The sequence below is a fragment of the Bartonella eidoli genome, from assembly GCF_036576145.1.
GTDB lineage: Bacteria > Pseudomonadota > Alphaproteobacteria > Rhizobiales > Rhizobiaceae > Bartonella.
This window is the reverse complement of sequence record NZ_JBAFWX010000001.1, coordinates 228,008-252,674: the sequence shown is the minus strand read 5'-3', so window position 1 is coordinate 252,674 and position 24,667 is coordinate 228,008. Positions and strand designations below refer to the sequence as shown.

At 37.3% G+C, this 24,667-nt stretch carries 21 protein-coding genes; 9 read left to right on the top strand and 12 right to left on the bottom strand.

Going from position 1 to position 24,667, the window contains the following annotated elements; translation table 11 throughout:
• The first annotated feature begins 63 nt into the window (after positions 1–63).
• From V5N68_RS01030 to V5N68_RS01010, 5 genes are all read left to right on the top strand, one after another.
• Complete coding sequence (locus V5N68_RS01030; protein WP_332065429.1) at positions 64–1,053, top strand: asparaginase; 990 nt, start codon at positions 64–66, stop codon at positions 1,051–1,053.
• A gap of 109 nt (positions 1,054–1,162) precedes the next feature.
• Positions 1,163–2,161: a type I pantothenate kinase gene (gene coaA / locus V5N68_RS01025; RefSeq protein WP_332065334.1), complete on the top strand. Its 999-nt coding sequence runs from the start codon at positions 1,163–1,165 to the stop codon at positions 2,159–2,161.
• Between the two features lie 12 nt (positions 2,162–2,173).
• Positions 2,174–3,547 carry a leucyl aminopeptidase family protein gene (locus V5N68_RS01020; RefSeq protein WP_332065333.1) on the top strand — a complete coding sequence of 458 codons (1,374 nt, stop codon included), beginning with the start codon at positions 2,174–2,176 and terminating at the stop codon, positions 3,545–3,547.
• A gap of 155 nt (positions 3,548–3,702) precedes the next feature.
• Positions 3,703–4,566 carry a C40 family peptidase gene (locus V5N68_RS01015; protein ID WP_332065332.1) on the top strand — a complete coding sequence of 288 codons (864 nt, stop codon included), beginning with the start codon at positions 3,703–3,705 and terminating at the stop codon, positions 4,564–4,566.
• 482 nt (positions 4,567–5,048) lie between these two features.
• Entirely contained in the window at positions 5,049–5,600 is a 552-nt protein-coding gene (locus V5N68_RS01010; protein WP_332065331.1) for an SH3 domain-containing protein, read from the top strand.
• A gap of 66 nt (positions 5,601–5,666) precedes the next feature.
• On the opposite strand, the gene irrA is transcribed toward V5N68_RS01010, so the two are convergent.
• Complete coding sequence (gene irrA, locus V5N68_RS01005) at positions 5,667–6,167, bottom strand: iron response transcriptional regulator IrrA (RefSeq protein ID WP_332065428.1); 501 nt, start codon at positions 6,165–6,167, stop codon at positions 5,667–5,669.
• Positions 6,168–6,409: 242 nt separating this feature from the next.
• Here irrA and fabA point away from each other — a divergent pair, with 242 nt between their 5' ends.
• From fabA to fabI, 3 genes are read left to right on the top strand one after another with little or no spacing between them, the layout of a single operon-like run.
• Positions 6,410–6,919, top strand: coding sequence for a 3-hydroxyacyl-[acyl-carrier-protein] dehydratase FabA (gene fabA, locus V5N68_RS01000; protein ID WP_332065330.1), 510 nt, complete (start codon positions 6,410–6,412; stop codon positions 6,917–6,919).
• Positions 6,920–6,976: 57 nt separating this feature from the next.
• Positions 6,977–8,197 carry a beta-ketoacyl-ACP synthase I gene (gene fabB, locus V5N68_RS00995; RefSeq protein WP_332065329.1) on the top strand — a complete coding sequence of 407 codons (1,221 nt, stop codon included), beginning with the start codon at positions 6,977–6,979 and terminating at the stop codon, positions 8,195–8,197.
• A gap of 50 nt (positions 8,198–8,247) precedes the next feature.
• On the top strand, positions 8,248–9,066 hold the full coding sequence (gene fabI / locus V5N68_RS00990) for an enoyl-ACP reductase FabI (RefSeq protein WP_332065328.1): 819 nt from the start codon (positions 8,248–8,250) through the stop codon (positions 9,064–9,066).
• A gap of 236 nt (positions 9,067–9,302) precedes the next feature.
• Here the strand turns inward: fabI and gpsA are convergent, their stop codons facing one another.
• The 11 genes from gpsA to acnA form a co-directional block, all read right to left on the bottom strand.
• Positions 9,303–10,325 carry an NAD(P)H-dependent glycerol-3-phosphate dehydrogenase gene (gene gpsA, locus V5N68_RS00985; RefSeq protein WP_332065327.1) on the bottom strand — a complete coding sequence of 341 codons (1,023 nt, stop codon included), beginning with the start codon at positions 10,323–10,325 and terminating at the stop codon, positions 9,303–9,305.
• Between the two features lie 679 nt (positions 10,326–11,004).
• Complete coding sequence (cyoD, locus tag V5N68_RS00980) at positions 11,005–11,433, bottom strand: cytochrome o ubiquinol oxidase subunit IV (RefSeq protein WP_332065326.1); 429 nt, start codon at positions 11,431–11,433, stop codon at positions 11,005–11,007.
• Positions 11,433–12,098 carry a cytochrome (ubi)quinol oxidase subunit III gene (locus V5N68_RS00975; RefSeq protein ID WP_332065325.1) on the bottom strand — a complete coding sequence of 222 codons (666 nt, stop codon included), beginning with the start codon at positions 12,096–12,098 and terminating at the stop codon, positions 11,433–11,435. Before V5N68_RS00975 ends, cyoD begins: the two co-directional genes overlap by 1 nt.
• Entirely contained in the window at positions 12,095–14,113 is a 2,019-nt protein-coding gene (gene cyoB, locus V5N68_RS00970) for a cytochrome o ubiquinol oxidase subunit I (RefSeq protein WP_332065324.1), read from the bottom strand. The genes V5N68_RS00975 and cyoB overlap by 4 nt, the downstream gene beginning before the upstream one ends.
• Positions 14,114–14,186: 73 nt before the next feature.
• Complete coding sequence (cyoA, locus tag V5N68_RS00965) at positions 14,187–15,158, bottom strand: ubiquinol oxidase subunit II (RefSeq protein WP_332065323.1); 972 nt, start codon at positions 15,156–15,158, stop codon at positions 14,187–14,189.
• Between the two features lie 111 nt (positions 15,159–15,269).
• On the bottom strand, positions 15,270–15,752 hold the full coding sequence (gene aroQ, locus V5N68_RS00960) for a type II 3-dehydroquinate dehydratase (protein ID WP_332065322.1): 483 nt from the start codon (positions 15,750–15,752) through the stop codon (positions 15,270–15,272).
• 53 nt (positions 15,753–15,805) lie between these two features.
• The gene (gene recF / locus V5N68_RS00955) at positions 15,806–16,939 is read right to left on the bottom strand and encodes a DNA replication/repair protein RecF (protein WP_332065427.1); all 1,134 of its coding nucleotides are present in this window, start codon (positions 16,937–16,939) and stop codon (positions 15,806–15,808) included.
• Between the two features lie 20 nt (positions 16,940–16,959).
• On the bottom strand, positions 16,960–18,078 hold the full coding sequence (gene dnaN / locus V5N68_RS00950; RefSeq protein WP_332065321.1) for a DNA polymerase III subunit beta: 1,119 nt from the start codon (positions 18,076–18,078) through the stop codon (positions 16,960–16,962).
• A 189-nt stretch (positions 18,079–18,267) separates the two neighbouring features.
• Complete coding sequence (gene dnaA, locus V5N68_RS00945) at positions 18,268–19,854, bottom strand: chromosomal replication initiator protein DnaA (protein WP_332065320.1); 1,587 nt, start codon at positions 19,852–19,854, stop codon at positions 18,268–18,270.
• Between the two features lie 710 nt (positions 19,855–20,564).
• Positions 20,565–20,831 (bottom strand): 30S ribosomal protein S20, encoded by a 267-nt coding sequence (gene rpsT, locus V5N68_RS00940; RefSeq protein WP_332065319.1) that lies wholly within the window; start codon positions 20,829–20,831, stop codon positions 20,565–20,567.
• A gap of 230 nt (positions 20,832–21,061) precedes the next feature.
• On the bottom strand, positions 21,062–23,749 hold the full coding sequence (gene acnA, locus V5N68_RS00935) for an aconitate hydratase AcnA (RefSeq protein WP_332065318.1): 2,688 nt from the start codon (positions 23,747–23,749) through the stop codon (positions 21,062–21,064).
• 297 nt (positions 23,750–24,046) lie between these two features.
• Here acnA and ccmA point away from each other — a divergent pair, with 297 nt between their 5' ends.
• On the top strand, positions 24,047–24,667 hold the full coding sequence (gene ccmA / locus V5N68_RS00930) for a heme ABC exporter ATP-binding protein CcmA (protein ID WP_332065317.1): 621 nt from the start codon (positions 24,047–24,049) through the stop codon (positions 24,665–24,667).

The following is a 24,667-nucleotide window of genomic DNA, read 5'->3' as shown; positions in this document are numbered from 1 at the left end:
TTGTCAATGTAAATTATTGCTAAATAACTTTTGTAAACAATTTGCGTCTTTAAAGGAAAAATGATGAAAAGAATAGCAATAGGAACATTAGGAGGAACAATTGCAATGGTTGCTGATAGTTTTGGCCAAATGCAACCAACTTTAACCTCAGATATACTCATAAAAAGTGTTCCTGGCCTAAATAATGTTGCAGATATTCATGCCCAAACGCTGACACAATTACCAAGTGGATCTTTATCTTTTAAAATTCTTTTTAAAATAATAGAATGGGCAACTGAGCAAATAGAAGCAGGTGCAGAAGGTATTGTTTTGACCCAAGGGACTGACACACTCGAAGAAACAGCTTTCTTCCTCTCCCTATATTGGAATAAATCCGAACCCCTCATTATAACCGGAGCCATGCGCCTACCCCATGAAGCAAGCGCTGATGGACCTGCTAACATTCTGGCAGCAACCCGTGTTGCTGTTGATCCCAAAAGTAGAAACAGAGGTGTCTTAGTTGTAATGAACGATACGATTCACTCACCTTATTGGGTGAGAAAAAACCATACTACCAAAATTGACGCATTCCAATCAGGACCAGCAGGCACTTTGGGAATCATTTTAGAGGGACAACTCATTTATTTCAATAACCAAAACTTCTTTCCTGCAACTTTTGAACTCCCCCAAAATTATAATCACCAAGTCGCTCTTTTGTATTCTTCTTTATCCTCTGATACACAATTAACACAATTTTGCCTTGAAAGTGGGCATTATGCAGGACTTGTCATTGCTGGTTTTGGTGCAGGACACTGCAGTTTTCAAGTAGCAGATATAGTGCGGAAATATGCACAAAAATTACCAATCATTCTTGCTACCCGTTGTTATCACGGCTCAACAACCCGTGCAACTTATGGTTATAAAGGATCGGAAACTGATATGATCGCTTCTGGTGTCCTCATGTCTGGTTTTTTATCAGCAGTAAAAGCACGTTTACTTCTATGGGCTTTTTTGGCACAAGGGTTATCGGTATCACAAATCGGTACATACTGGAATGACTGGACAATAAACTAATCCAAGATTATTTATTATCTTAGAAAATAACATACAGAATAAAATGTGGTTAAATATAACAACAACTTGCCTTTTCATTATTACTATAGACAAAATTCGACTAATATAAATGATTGATATGGCTATATCAAAAATTGATCAAAAAAATAATCTGGTAAAACCTACTTCTGACCGGTATTCTCCCTATAGTGTCTTTACTGCAAAGGAATGGTATCAGTTCCGAGCTGACACACCACTCACTTTAACTTTTGATGAAATTAAACGTTTACGCTCAATCGATGATCCTATTGATCTTGAAGAAGTGCAGCGCATTTACCTTTCTTTATCACGGCTATTATCATGCCATGTTGAAGCAGCACAGGAGCTTTTTCAAAAACGTCAACAATTTTTACACCAAGAAGGTACTCACAAAACTCCCTTTATTATTGGGATTGCTGGCTCTGTTGCTGTAGGAAAATCAACAACTGCTCGTATTCTTCAAGAACTTTTAAAACGTTGGAAACCCAACCTTAAAGTAGATCTAATTACAACCGACGGTTTTCTCTATCCTAACGCTGTTTTAAAGAAAAAAAATCGTATGGCGCGTAAAGGATTTCCTGATTCTTATGATATTAAAAAGTTGCTATACTTTCTTTCTGCTATAAAAGCTGGTATTGGAAATATAAGTGCTCCACTTTATTCGCATACGGCCTACGATGTTTTAGAAAACCAAATCGTTATTATTGACCGTCCTGATATTTTAATTGTTGAAGGTATTAATGTGTTACAAGTTAGTGATCTTCCTAAAGATGGAAAGATTATTCCTTTCGTTTCAGATTTTTTTGATTTCTCAATTTACGTAGATGCTGAAATAGAAGTCATTCGTTGCTGGTACCTGGAACGTTTCAAACGTTTGCGTAAAACAGCTTTTCAAAACCCTGAGTCCTATTTTCATCGTTATGCTCTCCTTAATGAAAAAGATGCTTTAAAAGTCGCTGATAACCTTTGGACGAAAATTAATTTAAAAAATTTACAAGAAAATATATTACCAACCCGACCACGATCTAATCTTATTCTGCGAAAAGGAAAAAATCATTTGGTCGAATATGTCGCTCTTAGACGATTATAAGGATTTTAAAATATGTATTCACATCACATTAATTTTACTTCAACACGTGCTGATAATAGTTGTCCCATTCTCTTGGTCAATCCAACAAATCTTGCTGATTTACCAATTGATGAATCAACAAAAACATGGATAAAAGTTAACGACTTCAGTGGAGAAGCTGGACAAATATTGTTTGTTCCAAACGAAACAGGACATTTCAAAAAAGTTTTATTTGGACTCGGGCATGGTGACGAATCCTTTATCGCAGGACTTCTTGCTAAAAATCTTCCTGCTGGAAATTGGCATTTAGAAGGAAGTGCTTCCCATGAAATAAATACTTACCTTGGATTAGCATTCGGAAGCTATCAATTTAATCGTTATCATCAATATCCTTCCGTAAAATCGTTATCAATTCATGTTAACGACACAGTTGACTTTAATGAATTTCAACGAATTTATGAATCTGTCTTTTTCGTCCGTGACCTTATCAATACACCTGCCAATGATATGAGCCCTGACATTATCGAAAAAACAGCACGTCAACTTGGAGAAACCTATAGTGCTCACGTTAGTAGCATTTGTGGGGATGAATTGTTAACACATAATTTCCCAATGATTCATGCTGTAGGACGAGCAAGCAGCACTGCTCCACGACTGATAGATTTACAATGGGGACACGAAAATCATCCTAAAATAACACTAGTCGGAAAAGGGGTAACCTTCGATACTGGAGGGCTAGATATTAAGTCAGCTAATAATATGTTATTAATGAAAAAGGATATGGGAGGTAGTGCACATGTTTTAGGATTAGCTAAACTTATTATGGATGCTAAATTACCCTTCCGTTTGCGCGTTTTGATTCCCGCAGTTGAAAATGCAATTTCTGGTAATGCTTACAGACCAGGCGATATTCTTAAAAGTCGTAAAGGTTTAAGCGTTGAAATTGGTAATACAGATGCTGAAGGACGGCTTGTTCTTGCCGATGCACTGGCCTATGGTGATGAAGAAAGCCCGCAATTTATGCTTTGCATGGCCACTTTAACAGGCGCAGCTTATGTAGCTTTGGGTCCAGATCTTCCTGCATTTTATTGTAATAATACGGCATGGGCACAGAAAGTTTTTCAATCTGCTCATTCAGTTTCTGATCCTGTTTGGCAAATGCCACTTTGGAAACCATATCAAAAAACATTATCTTCACCAATCGCAGATATTGGCAATACAAACGAGAGTAATTTTGCTGGCTCTATAGCTGCGGCCTTATTTCTTAACTTTTTTGTTGAGAAATCTGAACACTTTGCCCACTTTGATCTTTATGGGTGGGTTAAAAAAGAAAAACCAGGTTATCCTGTTGGTGGATCTGCACAAGCCATTCGTGCTCTTTACAATCTTTTTAAAAATCAATCTTAACACAAAATATCCATAAAGATTAACAATTTTAGGGATTTAAAAAACAGCTGTTTAATATATTATACTAGTAAAGCCCTTTATTTAAAGATAAAGGGTTTTACTAAAGTAGTTTTGTGAGCTTTTTAAAATATATAGAACCCTAAAATGAGGCAATAATGGTTTATAAAAATCAAAAATTGCATGCATTTAGAAATAGTCTAGCGGATATACATCTTGCAACGAACATCATGGTTCCGCACCCTGTTCAAGGTGAAAAAAAGCGTGTCAATATACCTGTCGCTGGACTGTTTAAAGAAAACAGCAAAGAAAGCGAAAGACAAACGGAATGCTTATTAGGAGAAGAGCTCTTAATTTTTGAGCAAGGGAAGATTATGTCATGGGGTCAATCGCTTAAAGATGGTTATGTAGGTTATATTGATACAGAAGCTCTTTGTACACAAACCATAAAACAAACACACATCGTTTCAGTGCCACGTACTTTTCAATACTTAAAAGCCGATTTGCGAGGACCCATGGAATGCTCTTTATCCATGGGAAGTAAAATAACTGTTGTTGATGAAATAAAAACCCGCGATACTATGTATTCTATACTTGAAAACGGGAAAGCTGTTCTCTCTCGTCATCTCAGTCCTATTGGATGCATGTATAAAGATTATGTCGCCGTTGCAGAAACTTTTATCCACACACCTTATCTTTGGGGCGGTGTTAGCGGTTTTGGAATTGATTGCTCAGGATTAGTTCAGCTTTCCATGATGATGACTGGCCAAATAGTTTTACGTGATACCGATTTGCAAGAAAAATCTATAGGAAAACCACTCACAGAGTGCGATAAACTTCAACGAGGTGACTTGATTTTCTGGAAAGGTCACGTTGCTATTATGATTGACCATGAAAAAATCATCCACGCAAACGGTTTTTCCATGGATGTTATGATAGAACCATTGGAAGAGGCAATTACGCGTATTGCTAAAAAACATGGCCACCCTATAATAAAGCGCAGACCAATTTACGAAACATGATACGCGTTCTATTTAAGATTGAACATGGTACACTAAAATATTACTTTTTGTTATGTTTTTTATTGATCTGATTCGAATAAATGAAACTCAATAAAATTACAACTATTATTGACTCTATATGTCACAAAAAGTAAATTTTTTCTTGAAAATTTTAATTGCATAAAATTGATTATTTTATCTTTTCCTAAACCCTATATTCAGAATTCATTCAAAAAACCTTATCAATCTTTAATCTATTTATATATGAAAACCTATTAATAAGATTCAAAATTTTCTCATAACGCTACACATTCAAAATCATTCCTATAAACGAAACAAATACAAAATAACTCTAACCCTACTTAATCTTCTTATTATTTTAAATAAATTCCTCACTGTTTAGCTCTCTTTAACCAGTATATGCCATAGCTTTAAACACTTTTCAATTCTGTCCATAAAATCTTAGGTTGCCAATATACAGAAACGAAAAAAGGGATTTAAGTGTGCAATACTCTAGATGGTTTCGATTTTTAATATCCGCATCATGTATTTCAATGATAAGTATATTTTTATTTGATTTCTCTGGTTTTTTGCATGCACAGACATTTAATCATAATTTAGGACCAAGCGGTTTACCGCTTCCACGCTTTGCTTCTATTAAACCTACCCGTGTTAATGTGCGTGTCGGACCAGGAAGCAATTATTCTGTCGTTTTTATTTACCAAAAAAAGGGTTTGCCCATTGAGATTATTCAAGAATATGGTCAGTGGCGCAAAATTCGTGATTCTGAAGGTGACGAAGGATGGGTATATCAATCGCTATTATCTGGAAAAAGAACTGTTATCACTACTCCATGGCAAAAAGATAAGCAAAAAAGACTGATGCTGCGCGAAAACCCAATAGATAATGCAGAACTTATAGCAGAAGTAGAACCTAATGTTATTGGAAATATCCGCCAATGTGATGGACAGTGGTGCGAACTGAATATCCATAATGCCCGCGGATGGATTCACCAGGCTCAACTTTGGGGGATCTACCCTGATGAAAAAATTTAAAATTGGTATTTTTTAAAAATACTATATTACGTTTATTACTGATTTAACTTCTACTGACTCTCATGATCAGCTCTGATTCTTTGTTTTTAACCGAACTATTAAATCAACATGAGCAATTTCCATACCTTCAGGTGGATGAGGTAAATTCGTAATGATGGGAGATTTTTCCAAATCGCAAGGAATATCAAGAATGCGATTTTCGCCCTCAATATAAAAATGATAGTGATCAGAAGTATTGGTATCAAACCAAGTTTTCGAACCTTCTACTGCAATGATCCGTAATAGCCCTGCTTCCGTAAACTGATGAAGCGTATTATAAACAGTGGCTAAAGATACAGGCACTCCTGACTTCACCGCTTCTTCATATAGCTCTTCAGCAGCAATATGGCGATTTCCTTGAGAAAAAATCATATTTGCAAGTTCTAATCGCTGACGTGTTGGTCGTAATCCATTCTGACGTAATCGTTTTTCTAACGTAGATACAGAAGAATAATCCACAACCTTTCTACAATCTTCCACAGACCGTTCCTCTTCATTTAACCTTAAATCATCTGCGTTTACCGATATAATATCACACATCACACCGCATTTTCATTTAAATGGAATTTAAATTATAAAAACAGAAATAATATACGATACGATTTTTTTACTCTATTTTTAATAGTCCTCTACGTAGAATACATAAAAAAGGGGGTTTGTCATTAAAAATGATATAAAATCATTTCCATCTCCTTAAAATTTGCTCTAAAAGTAAGTTGAGGAAAAGCGCAGAAGTGAAAACATACGCAAATAAAATAAATGGAGTAACAATGGCTGAACAAAAGTCTCGCTACACTTATGAAGAGCTTTTAAGCTGCGCCCGCGGCGAAATGTTTGGTAAGGGTAATGCGCAATTGCCTGCACCGCCAATGTTAATGATTCATCGAATCACTCAAATCAATGAAGCTGGTGGTGAATATAATAAAGGAATGGTTCGTGCCGAATTTGACATTACTCCAGACCTATGGTTCTTTGACTGTCACTTTATAAATGATCCTGTCATGCCAGGATGTCTCGGTCTGGATGGCATGTGGCAATTAACAGGTTTTTTTCTTGGTTGGTTAGGCGAACAAGGAAGAGGAAGAGCCATATCAACAGGTGAGGTAAAATTATCAGGTATGGTAACTCCGCAAACAAAACTTCTTGAATATGGGATAGACTTTAAACGTATCCGACGTGGAAATTTAGTTTTAGGGATAGCCGATGGATGGGTGAAGGCAGATGGAGAAACCATCTATAAGGCTAAAGATTTGCGCGTTGCTTTATTCAAAGAAGACTGAACATTATTTCCATTAGACGAGGTATTTTATTATTCTGTATGCAACAAGGAGGTATAAATGCGTCGAGTTGTTATAACCGGAATGGGAATTGTTTCCGCGATTGGAAATGACCCTACAGCCGTTTTAACCAGCTTACGTGAAGCAAAATCTGGGATTTCTTATGCATCACAGTATGCTGAATTAGGTTTTCGCAGTAAAGTTTATGGAAAACCTAATATTAATATAGAAGAATTTATTGATCGACGCGCTTTACGTTTTCATGGACGTGGAACGGCTTGGAATCATATCGCTATGGATCAAGCAATTGTTGACGCAGGATTAGAACCTAACGAAGTGTCTAATGAGCGCACAGGGATTATTATGGGGTCTGGAGGAGCTTCAACTCAATCAATTGTTGAAGCTGCTGATATTACCCGCCAAAAAGGTCCAAAACGTATTGGCCCTTTTGTCGTTCCTAAAGCGATGAGTTCTACAGCATCCGCAACACTTGCAACTTTCTTTAAAATTAAAGGGGTAAACTATTCAATCTCTTCGGCTTGTGCAACATCCAATCATTGCATTGGCAATGCTTATGAGATGATACAATATGGCAAACAAGATCGTATTTTTGCTGGTGGCTGCGAAGATTTAGATTGGACATTGTCTTCTTTATTCGATGCCATGGGGGCTATGTCCAGCAAATATAATGACGTACCAGAAAAAGCCTCACGTGCTTATGACATGAATCGTGATGGATTTGTTATTGCTGGTGGTGCTGGTGTTCTAATTCTTGAAGAGTTAGAACTTGCTAAAGCACGTGGTGCGAAAATTTATGGAGAAATTGTTGGATATGGTGCTACATCCGATGGGCATGATATGGTTGCTCCATCTGGTGAAGGAGCGGAGCGATGCATGCGGATGGCACTAGCAAATGTAAATGATAAAATTGATTATATTAATCCTCATGCAACGGCAACACCTGTTGGTGATCCCCCAGAAATAGAAGCAATCCGCCGTATCTTCGGAACAGGTGATCAATGCCCTCCTATTTCTGCCACTAAATCTTTAACAGGACACTCTTTAGGAGCTGCGGGTGTTCAAGAAGCGATTTATACGCTATTAATGATGAATCATAACTTTATTTGTGAAAGTGCTCATATAGAAGAACTTGATCCAGCTTTTTCTGATATGCCAATTGTCCGTAAACGTTGTGATCATAAAGAACTGAATACCGTATTATCAAATACATTTGGATTTGGTGGTACAAATGCAACTCTCGTTTTTCAACGCTATACATAAGTAGGGATTCTTAGCTGGCTTTCAAATAATACGGTCTTACGGAGAATAATATGAAAAGTTTGATGGAGGGCAAACGTGGTCTTATTATGGGTGTTGCAAACGACCACTCAATTGCATGGGGTATTGCATGTCAACTAGCAGAAGCAGGAGCTGAGTTGGCATTAACTTATCAAGGAGGAGCTTTCGGAAAACGTGTGCAACCACTCGCCAAAAAACTTGGCTGCAAATTATTATTTGAATGTGATGTTGAAAAAATTGAAAGTATAGATCACGTCTTTGATAATCTTGAAAAAGAATGGGGAACGATTGACTTCGTTGTGCACGCTATTGGTTTTTCAGATAAGGCACAGCTAAAAGGGCGTTATGTTGATATTACAACACGTGAGAATTTTAACCGTACAATGGTTATTTCAGCTTATTCCTTTACTGAAATTGCTCAACGTGCTGGTAAGCTTATGCCTCATGGTGGTACACTTTTAACACTAACTTATGGAGCTTCACAAAAAGTTGTTCCTAATTATAATGTTATGGGTGTTGCTAAAGCCGCTTTAGAAGCTATGGTACGCTATTTAGCTGCAGATTTTGGTCCACAAAATATTCGTGTTAACGCAATTTCAGCTGGCCCTGTTCGAACCTTAGCTGGTAATGGTATTGCAGCTGCAAGAATTATTTTTTCACATCAACGCCGTAATGCACCATTGCGCCGAACTGTTAACATTAATGAAATTGGAAAAGCTGCTCTTTATTTGCTCTCAGATTTATCATCAGGTGTTACTGGTGAAATTCATTATGTTGATTCAGGTTATAATATTATGTCTATGCCAATAATTGAGGAGTTAAAAAAAATTGAAGACACTCAAGAAGAATGATTTTTAATAAAGTTATCATTTTTATATGGATATATTAAGCACTTAATCCAATGCAGATAGTTTATTCAGCGCAGATAGTTTGATTCATGATAAGAGAGAATTTATCTGTAAATATGTAGTTGTCCTATATAAATAAAATAATTTATTTAAAACTTTTCATATTAGCTATTTCATACTCACCGTAATTCGCTGTAGATATTTTCCTTGATATAGTTCTTTTCAATATTTTAGATGGTCTAAATGTGTCTTGTATCAGACATTTCATCCTTTAGCGCACGGCTCAATAGCGTATCAGAAGCTTCAGATATACTTTTGCTACAATATAGTATCTGATAAATTTGCTCTGTAATTGGCATCTCTACTCCAATACGTTCTGCTAGCATATGCACTTCTTTGGTATTGAAGTAACCTTCAACAACCTGGCCTATCTGTCTTTGAGCTTCTTCTGCACTCATTCCTTGACCAAGAAATATACCAAAACGTCGGTTGCGTGACTGATCATTAGTACATGTCAAAACCAAATCACCCAACCCCGCCATTCCCATAAATGTGGAAGGTTCAGCACCCATAGAAATACCTAAACGGCTTACTTCAGCTAATCCTCGTGTAATTAAAGCTATTCGAGTATTTGCACCAAATCCCATTCCATCTGATATTCCTACACCAATAGCAATAACATTTTTAACTGCTCCACCTAATTGAACACCAATCATATCTGAATTTTTATAAACTCTAAAGTTTTTTTCACAATGAAAAAGTTTCTGTAACTCTTCGCTAAATGCAGCATCAGAAGCTGCTACCGTAATTACAGTAGGCAAACCAACAGCGAGTTCTTTGGCAAAGGTTGGTCCAGAAAAAACTGCTAAAGGAACTTTATGACCTAAAATTTCACGAGCAACTTCTTGCAATAAACGCCCAGTACCACGCTCTAAGCCTTTTGTTGCCCAAATAATGCGTGAATATTGATTTAAATAAGGTTGAATATTACATATTACCTGGCGAAATACATAACTTGGAATAGCAATTAATATATTGCTACTTGCTGTTATTGCAGTTTTAAGAGAAGCTTCAGGGAATACACTATCAGGGAATTGGATATTGGGTAAAAATCTCTTATTACAGCGATCTTGCTGTAATTCTTTGATATGTTGAGAATTATATCCCCAAAGGAAAACCTGATGACCATTACGCGCAAGAGCAATAGCCAATGCCGTGCCATAGGAACCAGCACCAATAACTGTTACTGCAGTAGAATTCATTAAATTTCCTAATAATTATTGGAACTCTCAATTTTAAATGTGTATTATTGCTACTGCAAACATCTCAAAGTGGAATATTATAACTTGCTAAATTAAAAATGCCATCCCTCCATAACATTTATACTTAATTACATTATTTTGTTCCCACGCCTATAAAAGCCTCTCATTATTTAGCTTAGAATAAGACTTGTACTAATATAAATCTTTTCCTCTAAAAATTATCGTTAAATAATTTAAAAAACCTATATGTTTTTTATACTGAAAACAATCACAGCATTCTTTTTGTACTAAATTAATTATATTTCTTATCTTTGTTTAATATTTTGAATACAGAAATCAAATTTTTAAAAATTAAATCAAAAAAATAAGCTAAAACAATTTCAGAAAAGCTGAACATCGAATTTATCAATGCAAAACCTTTTTAAATTCCATAGCATAATACCTTATATTGCAAAATATCAATATACCTTAACATTTTCATCTAACTCTATTTCAACCTAACGTAAAAAAGAAATTTAAACAGTCAATAAATTTTTTTTCTTATTACAATAATCTTCAACATCAAAGATACATCTATTAATAATATCCCCTCTATAAAATTTAAACTATACCTTCTTTCAAAACATAAAGCTTTTTATCATTCACCTGGATCGAATAATATTATTCTATACTTTTCATTTCAATATTCTGTGCTCTCCTGAAGATTTTCCTGCCTTTTCTCCTCTGGCGTAACTTCTTCCAGTACAGTCATATTAGCTTCCACCTCAATGACGCGTCCTGAACCTCCCATCATATTATAATTTAAATGAGAAATAGCCCACCAAGTTCCTCCTATAATAATGAAAACACACATTACCGTAAACCATAAGGTTGCTAAGTTCCACTTAGCATCTGGACCAGAATTCAAATGTAAAAAGAAAACAATCTGTACAGTAATTTGAATAAGTGCCATCCCAATAAGATAAATAACCTTTGTACTCACTGCCCAGCTATCCAACAACCCATACATCACAGGAACAAAGGATCCTAAAGTAAATAGAATCGCCAAAATAAAACCAATAAAATAAGCGCCAAAACTTGGAGGATGTTCTTCATTATGCGAACTCATTATAATGCTCCTAATAGGTAAACCATAGTAAAAACACCAATCCAAACTATATCAAGCATATGCCAAAAAATTGAAAGACATGTTAAACGCGTTTTATTATCTTGATCCAAACCACAACGACGTAAATGAAAAAACATAACTGTCATCCAGAGTAACCCAACGCTTACATGAAGACCATGAGTGCCAACTAAAGCAAAAAACGCCGACCAATAAGCAGATAAAACCTCTCTACCAAAAAATTTTATACCTGTTACAGGATCAAGACCAGCGTAAGCATTAGGCTCATAATAGAAGACTTCATTTAAAAGTTCGTGAAATTCATAAAGTTCCATTCCAACGAAGCACAAGCCAAACGCAAAAGTAACCGCCATCCATAAGCGTACACCAGCAAGGTCATTTTTATGGGCTTGTATCATTACAAACCCATAAGTAATTGACGACAATAATAATATAGATGTTTCAACTAAAACAAAATTTAAATCGATAAACTCATTGCCAGCTTTTCCCCCACCATAAGAAGCAGAAAATACAGCAAAACTTGAAAAAAGCGTCGAAAATAAAATCAAATCCGAAAGAATATAGACCCAGAATCCAAATATCATGACTGAGCTATTATCGTGATGATGATCGCCCTTATCAGCATTATTTGTTGCCACTGCATTCATGATTTTGCTCCTTGTTCTTTAAGAACAGCTGTAAAAGCATCCTCCGTCTTCTGTACCTCTTCAGATGAAATATAGTACCCATGATGATCACCCATTAATGAATGACCAACAATCGTTGCAATAAAACCAACTAAACTAACCACAACAAGCCACCAAATATGCCAAACGAGAGAAAATCCAATAAGTAATGAAAAGAATCCCGCAACAACTCCAGCAGATGTATTTGATGGCATATGAATTTTTTGGAATCCGCTTGTCAAACGCTCATAACCATTTTTTTTCATATCCCAATAAGCATCCTCAGTTCTCACTTCTGGAATAGTTGCAAAATTATAAGAAGGTGGGGGTGAAGAGATAGACCACTCAAGCGTGCGCGCATCACCCCAAGGATCATTTGATGTTATCGGTAAACGCCCCTTGTGCTTAACGCCATACCAAATAGCTAAAATAACTTGCAAAACAAAACAGAGAATACCGAGAAGAATAATACATGCACCCGCCGCAGCAATAATAAACATAGGTTGCCAACTAGGTTCAATATAATGTTGGAGCCGACGTGTCGCACCCATTAAACCAAGTATATAAACTGGAAAAAAAGCAAGGTAAAAACCAACAAACCAACACCAAAAAGACATAATACCTAATATGCGATTTGGTTTAAAACCAAAAGCTTTTGGAAACCAAAAAGCTAACCCTGCTAAATAAGCAAAAATAACACCCCCAATAATCGTATGATGAAAATGAGCTATTAAGAACAAAGAATTGTGAAACTGCCAATCAGCAGGAACAATTGCCATCAAAACACCTGTTAATCCCCCACCAACGAATGTAAATATCATACCCATGCACCAAAGCATTGGAGGCTCAAATCGAATTCGGCCTTTATACATAGTTAACAACCAGTTAAAGACCTTAACACCTGTTGGAACAGCAATAATCATTGTTGCAATACCAAAAAAGGTATTAACAGCTTCACCGCCACCCATTGTAAAGAAATGATGTCCCCAAACAAGAAGCGAAAGAATCAAAATAACCAAAATTGCCCATACCATAGAAGAGTATCCAAAAAGACGTTTTGAAGAAAAGGTTGGGACGACTTCGGAAATAATTCCAAATGCAGGTATAACTAAAACATAAACCTCAGGATGACCAAAAACCCAAACGTAATTAATCCATACCATTGGATTGCCACCAGCAGCATTAGTGAAAAAATTCATGCCTAAATAGCGATCACCGGCCAATAATACAAATGCAACAGCCAAAACAGGATAAATAATCAAGATAAGAACATTGCTAACAAAAGCAGACCAACAAAAAACCGGCATTTTCATCATTGTCATTCCAGGAGCACGCATTTTGATAATCGTCGCTATGAAATTGACTGCCCCCATTGTTGTCGCAATACCTGAAAGCTGTAGCGACCACAGATAATAATCTACACCTGTATCTGGGCTATTTTGCAATTCTGAGAAAGGCGGATACATCAACCAGCCACCACGACCAAAATTTCCAATACCAAGCGATACATTAATTAATATTGCAGAAGCAGCAGTAATCCAAAACCCTAAATTATTCGCAAATGGAAATGCAACATCACGAGCCCCAATCTGAAGCGGTATAAGATAATTAAAAAGACCAAATAAAATCGGCGTAGCCATAAAGAAAATCATAATAACACCGTGAGCCGAAAAAATCTGATCAAAATGCTCAGGTGGTAAATAACCCGCTGTTTCACTACCCAACGCCAAAGCCTGATGGGTTCGCATCATAATCGCATCTGCAAAACCACGAACAAGCATAATAATTCCAAGAATAATATACATAATGCCGATGCGTTTATGATCGACAGTTGTAATCCAATTGCGCCAAAGGCTTCCCCACCAGCCCAATATCGTTAAAGCAACAACAGCAACTAAACCGCCGAAAACAATTGCAATACACGTATAAAGAACGATCGGCTCGTGTGTAAGTGCATGAAAAGCTCCGGCCGTGGGATCTGTAAGTCTTCCAAACATTTCTCATCCTATATAAAATGAATCTCAGTTCAAAAAAAACCTTCTAAAAGGGGTTCTTTATAGATTGACAATTTTAAATAACATCAGGATCAAAGACAGAACAAAGTGCGCCCCAAAGTGTTTGAGCAGCGGCACGCTTCATTAAGCTCTCATTGCATACTGTATTATCATCAACACATCGATTAACAACTCTATAATAAAGCCTCTCCTCAACGGACGAGAAATAACGCACCTTAGAGTCTTTTTCCTTCGCAGCAATATCGCCCATATTAGGAGAAATAGCAAGCTGACGATAAGATGAACGATCAAGTTTCTGATCACTTTTTCGAGCCTTAGCAACCCAATGATCAAAGTCTTTTAAAGACACAGAGTGCCATTGAAAACGCATATGCGCAAAGCCATCTCCACTATAATTTGCTGAACTTCCATTAAATACCCCTAGCTCATCAGCTACTAAGTGCAACTTAGAATTCATCTGTGGCATAGCATAAATGACTGTTCCAAGCCTTGGCACCCAAAATGCATTAACTGAACTCTCTGACGTTAACTGTAACAATACTTGACGACCCTCTGGAGCATAAATTTCATTAATTGATGCAATACCATACTCAGGATAAATAAATAACCACTTCCAATCCAAAGCAATAGCATCCACCTGAAGTGGCTTCTCCTCGCCAACTACATTTACCGGCAAAGAATTCGAAGGCTCAAGATGATAAGTATAATAGGCTGTCAATAAACCTAAAATCATTACGATAACAATTGGGATACCCCACATAAAAACTTCAATTTTATTTGAATGACCCCAATCAGGTAAATACTCCTCTGTTGTGTTTGATGCTCGATATTTGATAGCAAAAACAACCACCGTAACCATCACTGGGATCACGACGCATAACATAATAACAATACATGTGACGATTAGAATGAGCTGTTGACGTGCAACATAACCGGACGGCTGAAGAACATCAATTTTACATCCAGATAAAAGCAACGCAATCCCCAAAATTACGAGCATATTTACCCGCTTTACAAAGTCTCTCATTCTACCTGCCTCATTATATTAAGAAGCCATTACAAAAAACGACAACATCTTACAATATATGCTTACTCACTTTAATATGCTTACCCATTTTAAAAGAATTATCAAGTTAATTCAAATATTCTCATTGATATTAGGCAATTTCTGCTTTGCTATGCTAAATTTAAGTCGCTTAGCAATATATTCAAGCGCGAAACAATATCCATCACTACCACACCCAACAATAACCGCATCTGCTCCAGCAGAAACGTAGGACCGATGACGAAATTCCTCACGCTGATAAATATTAGATAAATGAACTTCTACTGTTGGTCCTTTGAATATTTTTAATGCATCGAAAATTGCAATAGATGTATGACTATAAGCAGCTGGATTAATAACCAATCCATCACTCACCCCAACTGCTTCTTGTATCCACTCTACCAATTGCCCCTCACTATTACTTTGACGAAAATGCAATATTATGCCAAGTTCTTTTGCACATTCTCCGCACAATTGTTCAATATCTGCCAAAGTTTGAGTTCCATAAATTTCTGACTCACGCTTGCCAAGAAAATTTAAATTAGGACCATTTAAAACTGTTATAATCACGCACATAATATAAATCTCTTATCTTCAATTATTGTGTATAAGAAGTTTTTCTCACTGCTTTACTGCAATAAATTTCCAGCTTCAATTTCAAAAAACTCTGCCCGTCCTTTTAAGGCATCAAATAAAACACGATCTGTCCCTGTCATAAATGTCTGTCCACCTAAATCATCAATGATATCAAATAAAGCGGCGCGCCGATGAGAATCAAAATGAGCAGCTATTTCATCAAGAAGAAGGATGGGAGCTCTATCAGACATCATGCCCGCTAAACGCGCATGACACAAAACCAAACCTGTTAATAAAGCTTTCTGCTCCCCTGTTGAACAAGATGCTGCAGCTATATTTTTATTTGCATAAAAAACCTGTAAATCTGTGCGATGTGGTCCTTCTAATGTTCGCCCAGCAGCTCGATCTATCGCGCGATTACGCTGTAACCGATCATAAAATTTCTCTTCAACTTCAACTGCTGATAACTTACTAAGAGCCGCTTCCAAAAAACCATCAATTTTTAAAAAGGCCCGCGGAAAAGCTGTATAAACAAATGTTTTCTCAAACATATCGTTCAAAAGTCTAATGACATCAATACGTGCAGCAGCAATAGCTGTTGCCAACTCTGCCATCTGCATTTCTAAAGCATCAAACCAAGAGCGATCTTCATTTCCATCTAAAAATAGGCGATTGCGCCCACGCATAGCTTTATCATAATCAACTATACGGCGGCTATGCAAAGGATCAATAGCTAAAACCATACGATCCAAAAAACGGCGACGCTCGACTGCAGAACCAGTAAAAAGCCCATCCATAGAAGGAGTAAGCACGCTAATGTGACAATAATCCGTTAAACAATCACCCGCCTTATTTACACCATTAACATGGACTTTTCGACCAATACCGCCAATCTCTAAAGCTGTTCCTATATTCACTTCACCGTAAAGGTCACATTGCAGACGAGCAAATATAACAAAGCCTTCATTTCCACTATTCGCAAAGCTAATATCAGAGTAAGCAGCACGTCGTAAACCGCGACCAGGAGAAAGAAAAGATAACGCTTCTAATAGATTAGTCTTTCCAGCACCATTGTGGCCAGTAAAAACAACATGCTGTCCTGAAAAGTGAATATTAAAGGAAGAATAATTGCGATAATGAGCCAATCTTAACTGCCTCACTGCCACTTTGTGCACACGACTAACCATGCGCTGCAAAATAATCGTCCTTAAACACGAACAGGCATAAGCACATAGAGTGCATCTGCTTTATTATTTTGAATTAAAGCCGGCTCTCCAGCCCCAGATAACATAAAAACTATCTCATCACTTGAAAATTGTCCCGCAATGTCCAAAAGATAACGTGCATTAAATCCTATTTCAAGAGGATCAGATGCATATGACACTGCTAATTGATCCTCAGCATTCCCAGAATCGGGACTGTTAACAATAAGTTTTAATTGCTCACGCTCAATCATTAACTTTACCGCAATTCCGCGGTTATTTGAAATTGTTGAAACACGATCAACCGCAGAAGAAAAATCTTGTCTGTTAACAACTAACTTTTTATCATTATTCACAGGGATAACACGTTGATATTCTGGGAATGTACCATCAATTAACTTTGACGTAAAAATTAAAGATCCTAAAGAAAAACGAATTCTTACTTCTGAAAGCTCTACATGTACATCGCTATCAATCTCTTCTGAAAGCAACCTCTGCAATTCTCCTACAGCTTTACGAGGAATAATAACACCCGGCATGCCATCAAGCCCAGAAGGTGCTTCCATATCAGCTTGTGCCAAACGATGCCCATCTGTAGCCACTAAACGCAGCTTTAAAACATCGTTTCCAATAATATGAAAATAAATGCCATTAAGATAATAACGCGTTTCTTCCGTAGAAATTGCAAACTGCGTGCAATCAAACAAATGTTTTAAACTTGATGCCGATAAAGAAAAACGGAAACCAAACTGTCCTGGAGGTGACTCTGGAAAATCTACTCTGGGAAGACATTGCAATTGAAAATTGGCGCGACCAGAAACAATAGACATTGTGCTACCTTGATCAGAATCAACAGATAACATAATATCGCTATCCTCAGGAAGCTTTCGAACTATATCATACAACAAATGCGCTGGCACAGTTGTTGCTCCTGCGTGCTCAACATTGGCAACGAATGATTCCATAACCTCTAGATCAAGATCGGTCGCCTTTAACTGCACATTACCGTTCTCTGCATTAATTAACACATTTGATAAAACAGGAATAGTATTACGACGTTCAACAACACGGTGAACACGACCAAGAGATTTCAAAAACTGAGTGCGATTAACTGTAATACGCATAAGATACCCATCAACCATCTATTGTGAAATAATAAGAATTCCCTAATTAAAAACAACCATCCTATCTGAAAAATCACCTGCTAAATTTACTTAACCTTCTTTCCCAAATGGTAAACAGCCACTAAACAAACTTTAAAAGTGAGATTCATCCACTTATTAGCCATATCTCTAAGAAACAAAATATACATATTATGCAGTTTGTTCTCCAATCAACCGTTTAAGCAATTCAAGCTCTTTAGCAAGTGTCTGATCATCACAAACCAAATCTTCAATTTTGCGTACAGCATGTAAAACTGTTGTGTGATCACGTCCTCCGAAACGACGACCAATCTCTGGCAATGAGCGAGGTGTCAATATTTTTGCCAAATACATCGCAATCTGCCTTGGTTTTACAACTGTACGTGTTCGACGATTAGATAACAAATCCTGCTTAGAAATATTATAATGACGCGCAACGGCACGCTGAATTTCTTCAATTCGAATCCGCTTCGGCTCTCCTGAACGTATCAAATGACCTAATAAATCATCAATCCGTTCCAAAGATAAATCAGACTCAAAAGATTGACGAAACAATAATTGATTAAACGCTCCTTCAATATCGCGTCCTGACCCTAACACTGTTTTAGCAATATATTCCAAAACATCATCAGGAATTGCAATCATATTATCATCTTGTTGCGCCACCCTTAATCGTTGGCGTAACATTTTCAAGCGCATCTCATAATCTGGAGTTTCAATTTCAAGAGCAACCCCTCCCTGAAGACGAGAGCGAACACGAAGATCTAGCGATTCTAATTCTGCAGGGGAACGATCTGCAGCTACAACAACTTGCTTTGCACTATCAAGCAACATGTTAAGTAAATGACAAAACTCATGCTGAATAGACTTCCCTTGCAAAAACTGCATATCATCAATAATCAAAAGATCAATATCACGAAGCTGTTCTTTAAAAGAAAGAGCATCATTGTCACGAATAGCTGTCGCAAAACGCCACATAAAATACTCAGCGGTCAAATAAATAACCCGTGCAGGAGTCAAACGACTTAAAGCTGCCGCTGCAATAGCTTGAAGCAAATGCGTTTTTCCTAATCCAACGGAAGCATGAATAAAAAGAGGGTTAAACCGCAAAGCACTTTTATGCCCCTCTGCAATCGAACGTGCCGCAGCTAAAGCAACACGATTAGAAGAACCTTCAACAAAGCTTTCAAAAGTATAGCGAGAATCAAGAGGTGAACCACAAACTCCTGTTTGAATGTTCTTCCCTGCATGATCTACATAAGTTTCAGCAAAAGACGAATTCGTCTGCTCCTCAGGAACACCAACAGTACCTGCAACAGAACCTGTGTTCATTCCACATCCCGTCCCTTTTGCAACGCGCTTCATACCTCGAACAATGACTTCAACACGCAGAATCGCTGAATTTTCCTGTTTCCATAAACTGGTCAAAAGAGAACCATAATGATTATTAATCCATGAACGTAAAAACGCTGTAGGAACAGAAAGCTTTACAAGGTTACGGCTATACTCAGCAAGCTTCAAACGACCAAACCAACTATTATAAGCTTCAATACCAACCTGCGCCTTTAGCTGCGCCATCACACGTGCAAAAGCTGCTGCACCTTCTTCCTCTGAGATAATAGAATGTTCAGCAGAAGCACTTACACCAACCGTCTCAGCGACCCCCATGATATCACTATTTATTATTCTCTCTGTCGACAGGATATTTACCGAAACCCTTTGAAAGGAGCTAGCTTTAGAGTTCAATTTATTCACCATCTTTCATCCTGATAAAAATTAAAATCTTGTCCCGCTACATAGCTAAAATTAACTTAGCGAAAACAAAGGTGCCCTACCCCAAAATTAAAGACTATCCATCCTCCCCTAGAATAACCTCATTACAACCCAACTAACAAAGATGACTAATAAGATTTACTTGTACCAATGACATGATACATCCCTCAACATAAAAAAACACATTACTCAAGAAGACCTAAAAAAAATCCATACAACATGCAGATTCATACAGCCAACAAAGCATCCCATAATTCAAGATAGAGTCACTAACTGAATATGAACCTTGCGTGTTTTTAGTCTCCACAGAGACCATACAAAACAGCAGAAGTAAAATGCAAGAGGCCAAACTCAAATCAAAAAAGTATAAAAATCACTATAAATTTTTTTAATGCAAATGAAAAATGAGAAAAATTATTGATTCAATTCACTTTTTTTTCTGAAAATTTACCAATAATTAAAGAATCCATTCAGTTAAAAAAAAAAATAAAAAAAACTTGACAAAAAAGACTCTGTAAAAATTAACAAAGATTGTGGATAAACATAAAAATTTTATTAATCTGACCTATCTATTAATGGAACAAAAATCTTTAAAGGTCTCTACTTTTCCTTCTTAAACGGTATTTTTTCAGAATAAACGCAAAAAACCAGCATTCAAACGAATGCTGGCTTGATTCTTTTTAAAATAGAAAATCTTAAACGCTAAAAGCCTTTAGACGCTTCGCTAAACGTGATACTTTCCGTGCAGCAGCATTTTTATGAAAAACTCCTTTAGAAACTGCACGCATAATTTCAGGTTCGAAATCCTTGAATGCCTTTTCCGCGGAAGCTTTATCACCACCAGCCAAAGCATCATAAAACTTGCGCATAAATGTACGAACGCGCGAACGGCGAGCTTTATTAACCTGCGTACGCACGGCAACTTTACGCACAGCTTTTCGAGCCGAAGGTGTATTCGCCATAAATATATCTCTCTCTTAACTTATTGGCAAGATAATCTCAGATATCTCTACCAATACAATACAAACCTAAACCCAGCTATGAAGCTGTTAATGTTAAGATTTATAACGCAATCCTAAAGTGAACGTCAATCTAATTTTCAAAGATGGGCGTAAAAAACTACAATACATAGACTCTTAATTGCTCATCATAAAGTTTGTTATGCTAGCGTTACTCAATAGATAAACGTAACCTAAACTGCTAAATTTCTTAACACATATTGCAAAATACCACCGTGGTGCAAATAATCTAATTCATCTTCGGTATCAACACGGCACAATAATGGAATAGTTTTGACTGTCCCATCAGAAAAAGTAACTGTAGCTACAGTCCTTTGACGAGGCTTTAATTCATTAATTCCTTCAATGCTTACCTTTTCATCCCCTCTTAAACCAAACGACCGCCAGCTTGACCCCTCCTCGAACACAAAAGGAACAATACCCATACCAACAAGATTAGAACGGTGAATTCTCTCAAAAGACTGAGCAATAACTGCTCTTATACCAAGAAGGTTAGTACCCTTAGCAGCCCAATCACGAGATGATCCATTACCATACTCTATACCTGCAAAAATAACGAGTGGAACTCGCTCTTGTTTATATACCATTGCTGCATCATAAATCGCCTGCTCTTTTCCAGACGGATAATGGATTGTATAACCTCCTTCACGGCCATTTTCTCCTAACATAAAGTTCCGAATACGAATATTAGCAAAAGTTCCACGCATCATAACTTCATGATTTCCACGACGAGTTCCATACTGATTAAAATCAGCTACTTCAACACCATGATCAATCAAATATTTTCCAGCAGGAGAATCAACTTTAATAGATCCTGCAGGAGAAATGTGATCTGTTGTAATTTTATCACCAAATAAACCTAAGATACGTGCGTCCTTAATATCTGATAACACATCAGGAATTTTTCGCATATTATCAAAGTAAGGCGGATTACGCACATATGTTGATTGCTCATCCCAAGCGTAAGTAACACCTGTAGGAACCTGAACTTTTTGCCAATTTTCACCCCCCCGAAATACATCTGAATATTTTTCAGCAAAAATATTACGCGTAACATTTTTGTCTATAAATTCCTGTATTTCTTTAGAAGTAGGCCAAATGTCTTTCAAATAAACTGGTTGACCATCTAAGCCCTCACCAAGAGGCTCTTTGGTTAAATCTTTACGGACTGTCCCTGCCAAAGCATGAGCAACAACCAATGGCGGAGAAGCCAAATAATTCGCTTGCACATCAGGAGAAACACGCCCTTCAAAATTGCGGTTTCCTGAAAGAACCGCTGCAGAAATTACCCCATTATCGTTAATCGTTTTAGAGATAGTTGGTAACAAAGGACCAGAATTTCCAATACATGTTGTACATCCAAAGCCTACCAAATTAAACCCTAACGCATCCAAATCTTTTTGGAGACCTGAGTTAAGAAGATAAGCTTCAACCACTTGCGAACCGGGCGCGAAAGAAGTCTTAACCCATGGCTTACTCTTGAGACCTTTTGCTACAGCATTACGAGCCAAAAGTCCTGCCGCAATAAGAACACTTGGATTTGATGTATTGGTGCAGGAAGTAATCGCAGCAATCACCACATCACCGTGACCAAGCTCGTATTCTTCATTCTCAACTTGGTAACGATCATCTTTCCCAACAGTCTTTTTATAGTCATTGGCCAATGCCATCTCAAAACCTTGACCAACATTTTCCAATGCAATACGTCCTTCAGGGCGTTTAGGACCAGCCATAGAAGACACAACACTTCCCATGTCTAATTCAATTGTATCACTAAAGATAGTACCTGATACCATTTCATCATGCCACATCCCCTGCGCCTTAGAATAAGCTTCTACTAAAGCAATCCGATTTTTATCGCGCCCTGTCATATTGAGATAATGTACTGTCTCTTTATCGACTGGAAAAAAACCACATGTTGCGCCATATTCAGGAGCCATATTTCCAATCGTTGCGCGATCAGCAAGAGTCATATGTTCCAAACCAGGGCCATAAAACTCAACAAATTTTCCGACAACACCTTTCTTACGTAAAATCTGCGTCACAGCCAATACTAAATCAGTCGCTGTTATACCTTCTTTCAATCTACCTGTTAAACGAAAACCAATAACTTCAGGCAATAACATAGAAACAGGCTGCCCTAACATTGCTGCTTCTGCTTCAATACCACCAACACCCCACCCTAAGACACCTAAACCATTTACCATAGTCGTATGCGAATCAGTCCCCACGCACGTGTCTGGATAAACTGTCTGGTGCTTTCCGTCATCTTTCACCCATACACATTGTGCTAAATATTCCAAATTAACTTGATGACAAATCCCTGTACCTGGAGGGACAACACGAAAGTTTTGAAAAGCCTTCTGCCCCCACTTAAGAAAACGGTAGCGTTCACTATTACGCTTATATTCATGCTCAACATTATCTTGGAAAGCCATAGAATTCCCGAAACTATCAACGATAATCGAATGATCAATAACAAGATCAACAGGAATGAGTGGATTAATTCTCGTCGCATCACCCCCAAGCTTAACCATAGCATCACGCATCGCAGAAAGATCAACAACCGCTGGCACACCCGTAAAATCCTGCATAAGAACACGTGCAGGGCGGTAAGCAATTTCAGAACCAGCACTGCCCTTATCATTTAACCACTTAGCAACATTTAATATGTCCTGTTTCTTGACTGTGCGGCCATCTTCAAACCGTAATAAATTTTCCAGAATAACTTTCATCGAAAACGGCAGGCGAGAAATACCCTGAAGCCCATTCTTTTCCGCTTCTATTAAGCTGTAATAAATATATTCCTTGTCACCAACATTTAAAGTTCTGCGACAATTAAAGCTATCAATTTGAGACATGACTATCCACCCTCATCTAAAAACTACCTAATTTCCCGGAAAAAACAATACAAACCGTGAGTCAAGATCACAGCTTGAGTACAAACGTAGTCACCTCCGCCCTTCATTTTCTCTTCCGCCTACTTTATAGGCAAACTTTGAAATCAGCGCTAAATACTATTCTACACCAGTTTCTGGTGCAACACACGGGTTATAGAACTATTTCTAGAACTATTCTAGGTATAATTGACATAAAAAACGTGTTTTTTATTTCATAATGCAGTAAAGATTACAAAAATGGTCAAATAGGCAATCTATATGTTATTATTGGGCAAGGATATTGCAGCACAAAGGAATGAAAAAATTCTATTTCAGAGTCTTTCTTTTTGTTTATTTTCTCAACAACTGATGACAATAATAGGTCCAAATGGTATCGGAAAATCTACATTATTGCGAATCATTGCTGGCCTTTTTGAAGCTGCCGAAGGCCATATAGTACTAAAAGACCGCCAAAAAACATACCCTGTAGCAACAGCATGTCATTATTTGAGTACTCAAAATGCCATGAAACCTTCCTTATCAGTTATCGAAAACCTGCGATTCTGGTCAAACTTTTATGGGCAGAAAATGCGCAGTCCATATGAAGCCCTTACAGATATTGGTCTTTGTGATCTTGGGTCCTTACCCTTCAGTGCTTTATCAACCGGACAAAAAAGACGTGTAGCTATTGCCCGACTTTTATTATCTTATCGTCCTATTTGGATTTTAGATGAGCCAATGGCTGGACTTGATGATCACGCTCAAAATATCCTTGTAAACCTTTTCAAGCACCACCTAAACCAAGGCGGTATGATTATCACGACAACCCATATACCCCTTGCTATTCCAGAAGATCATAGAATCTTACTGGAAAAGTTTTTACCTCCGCAGAGAAAATAA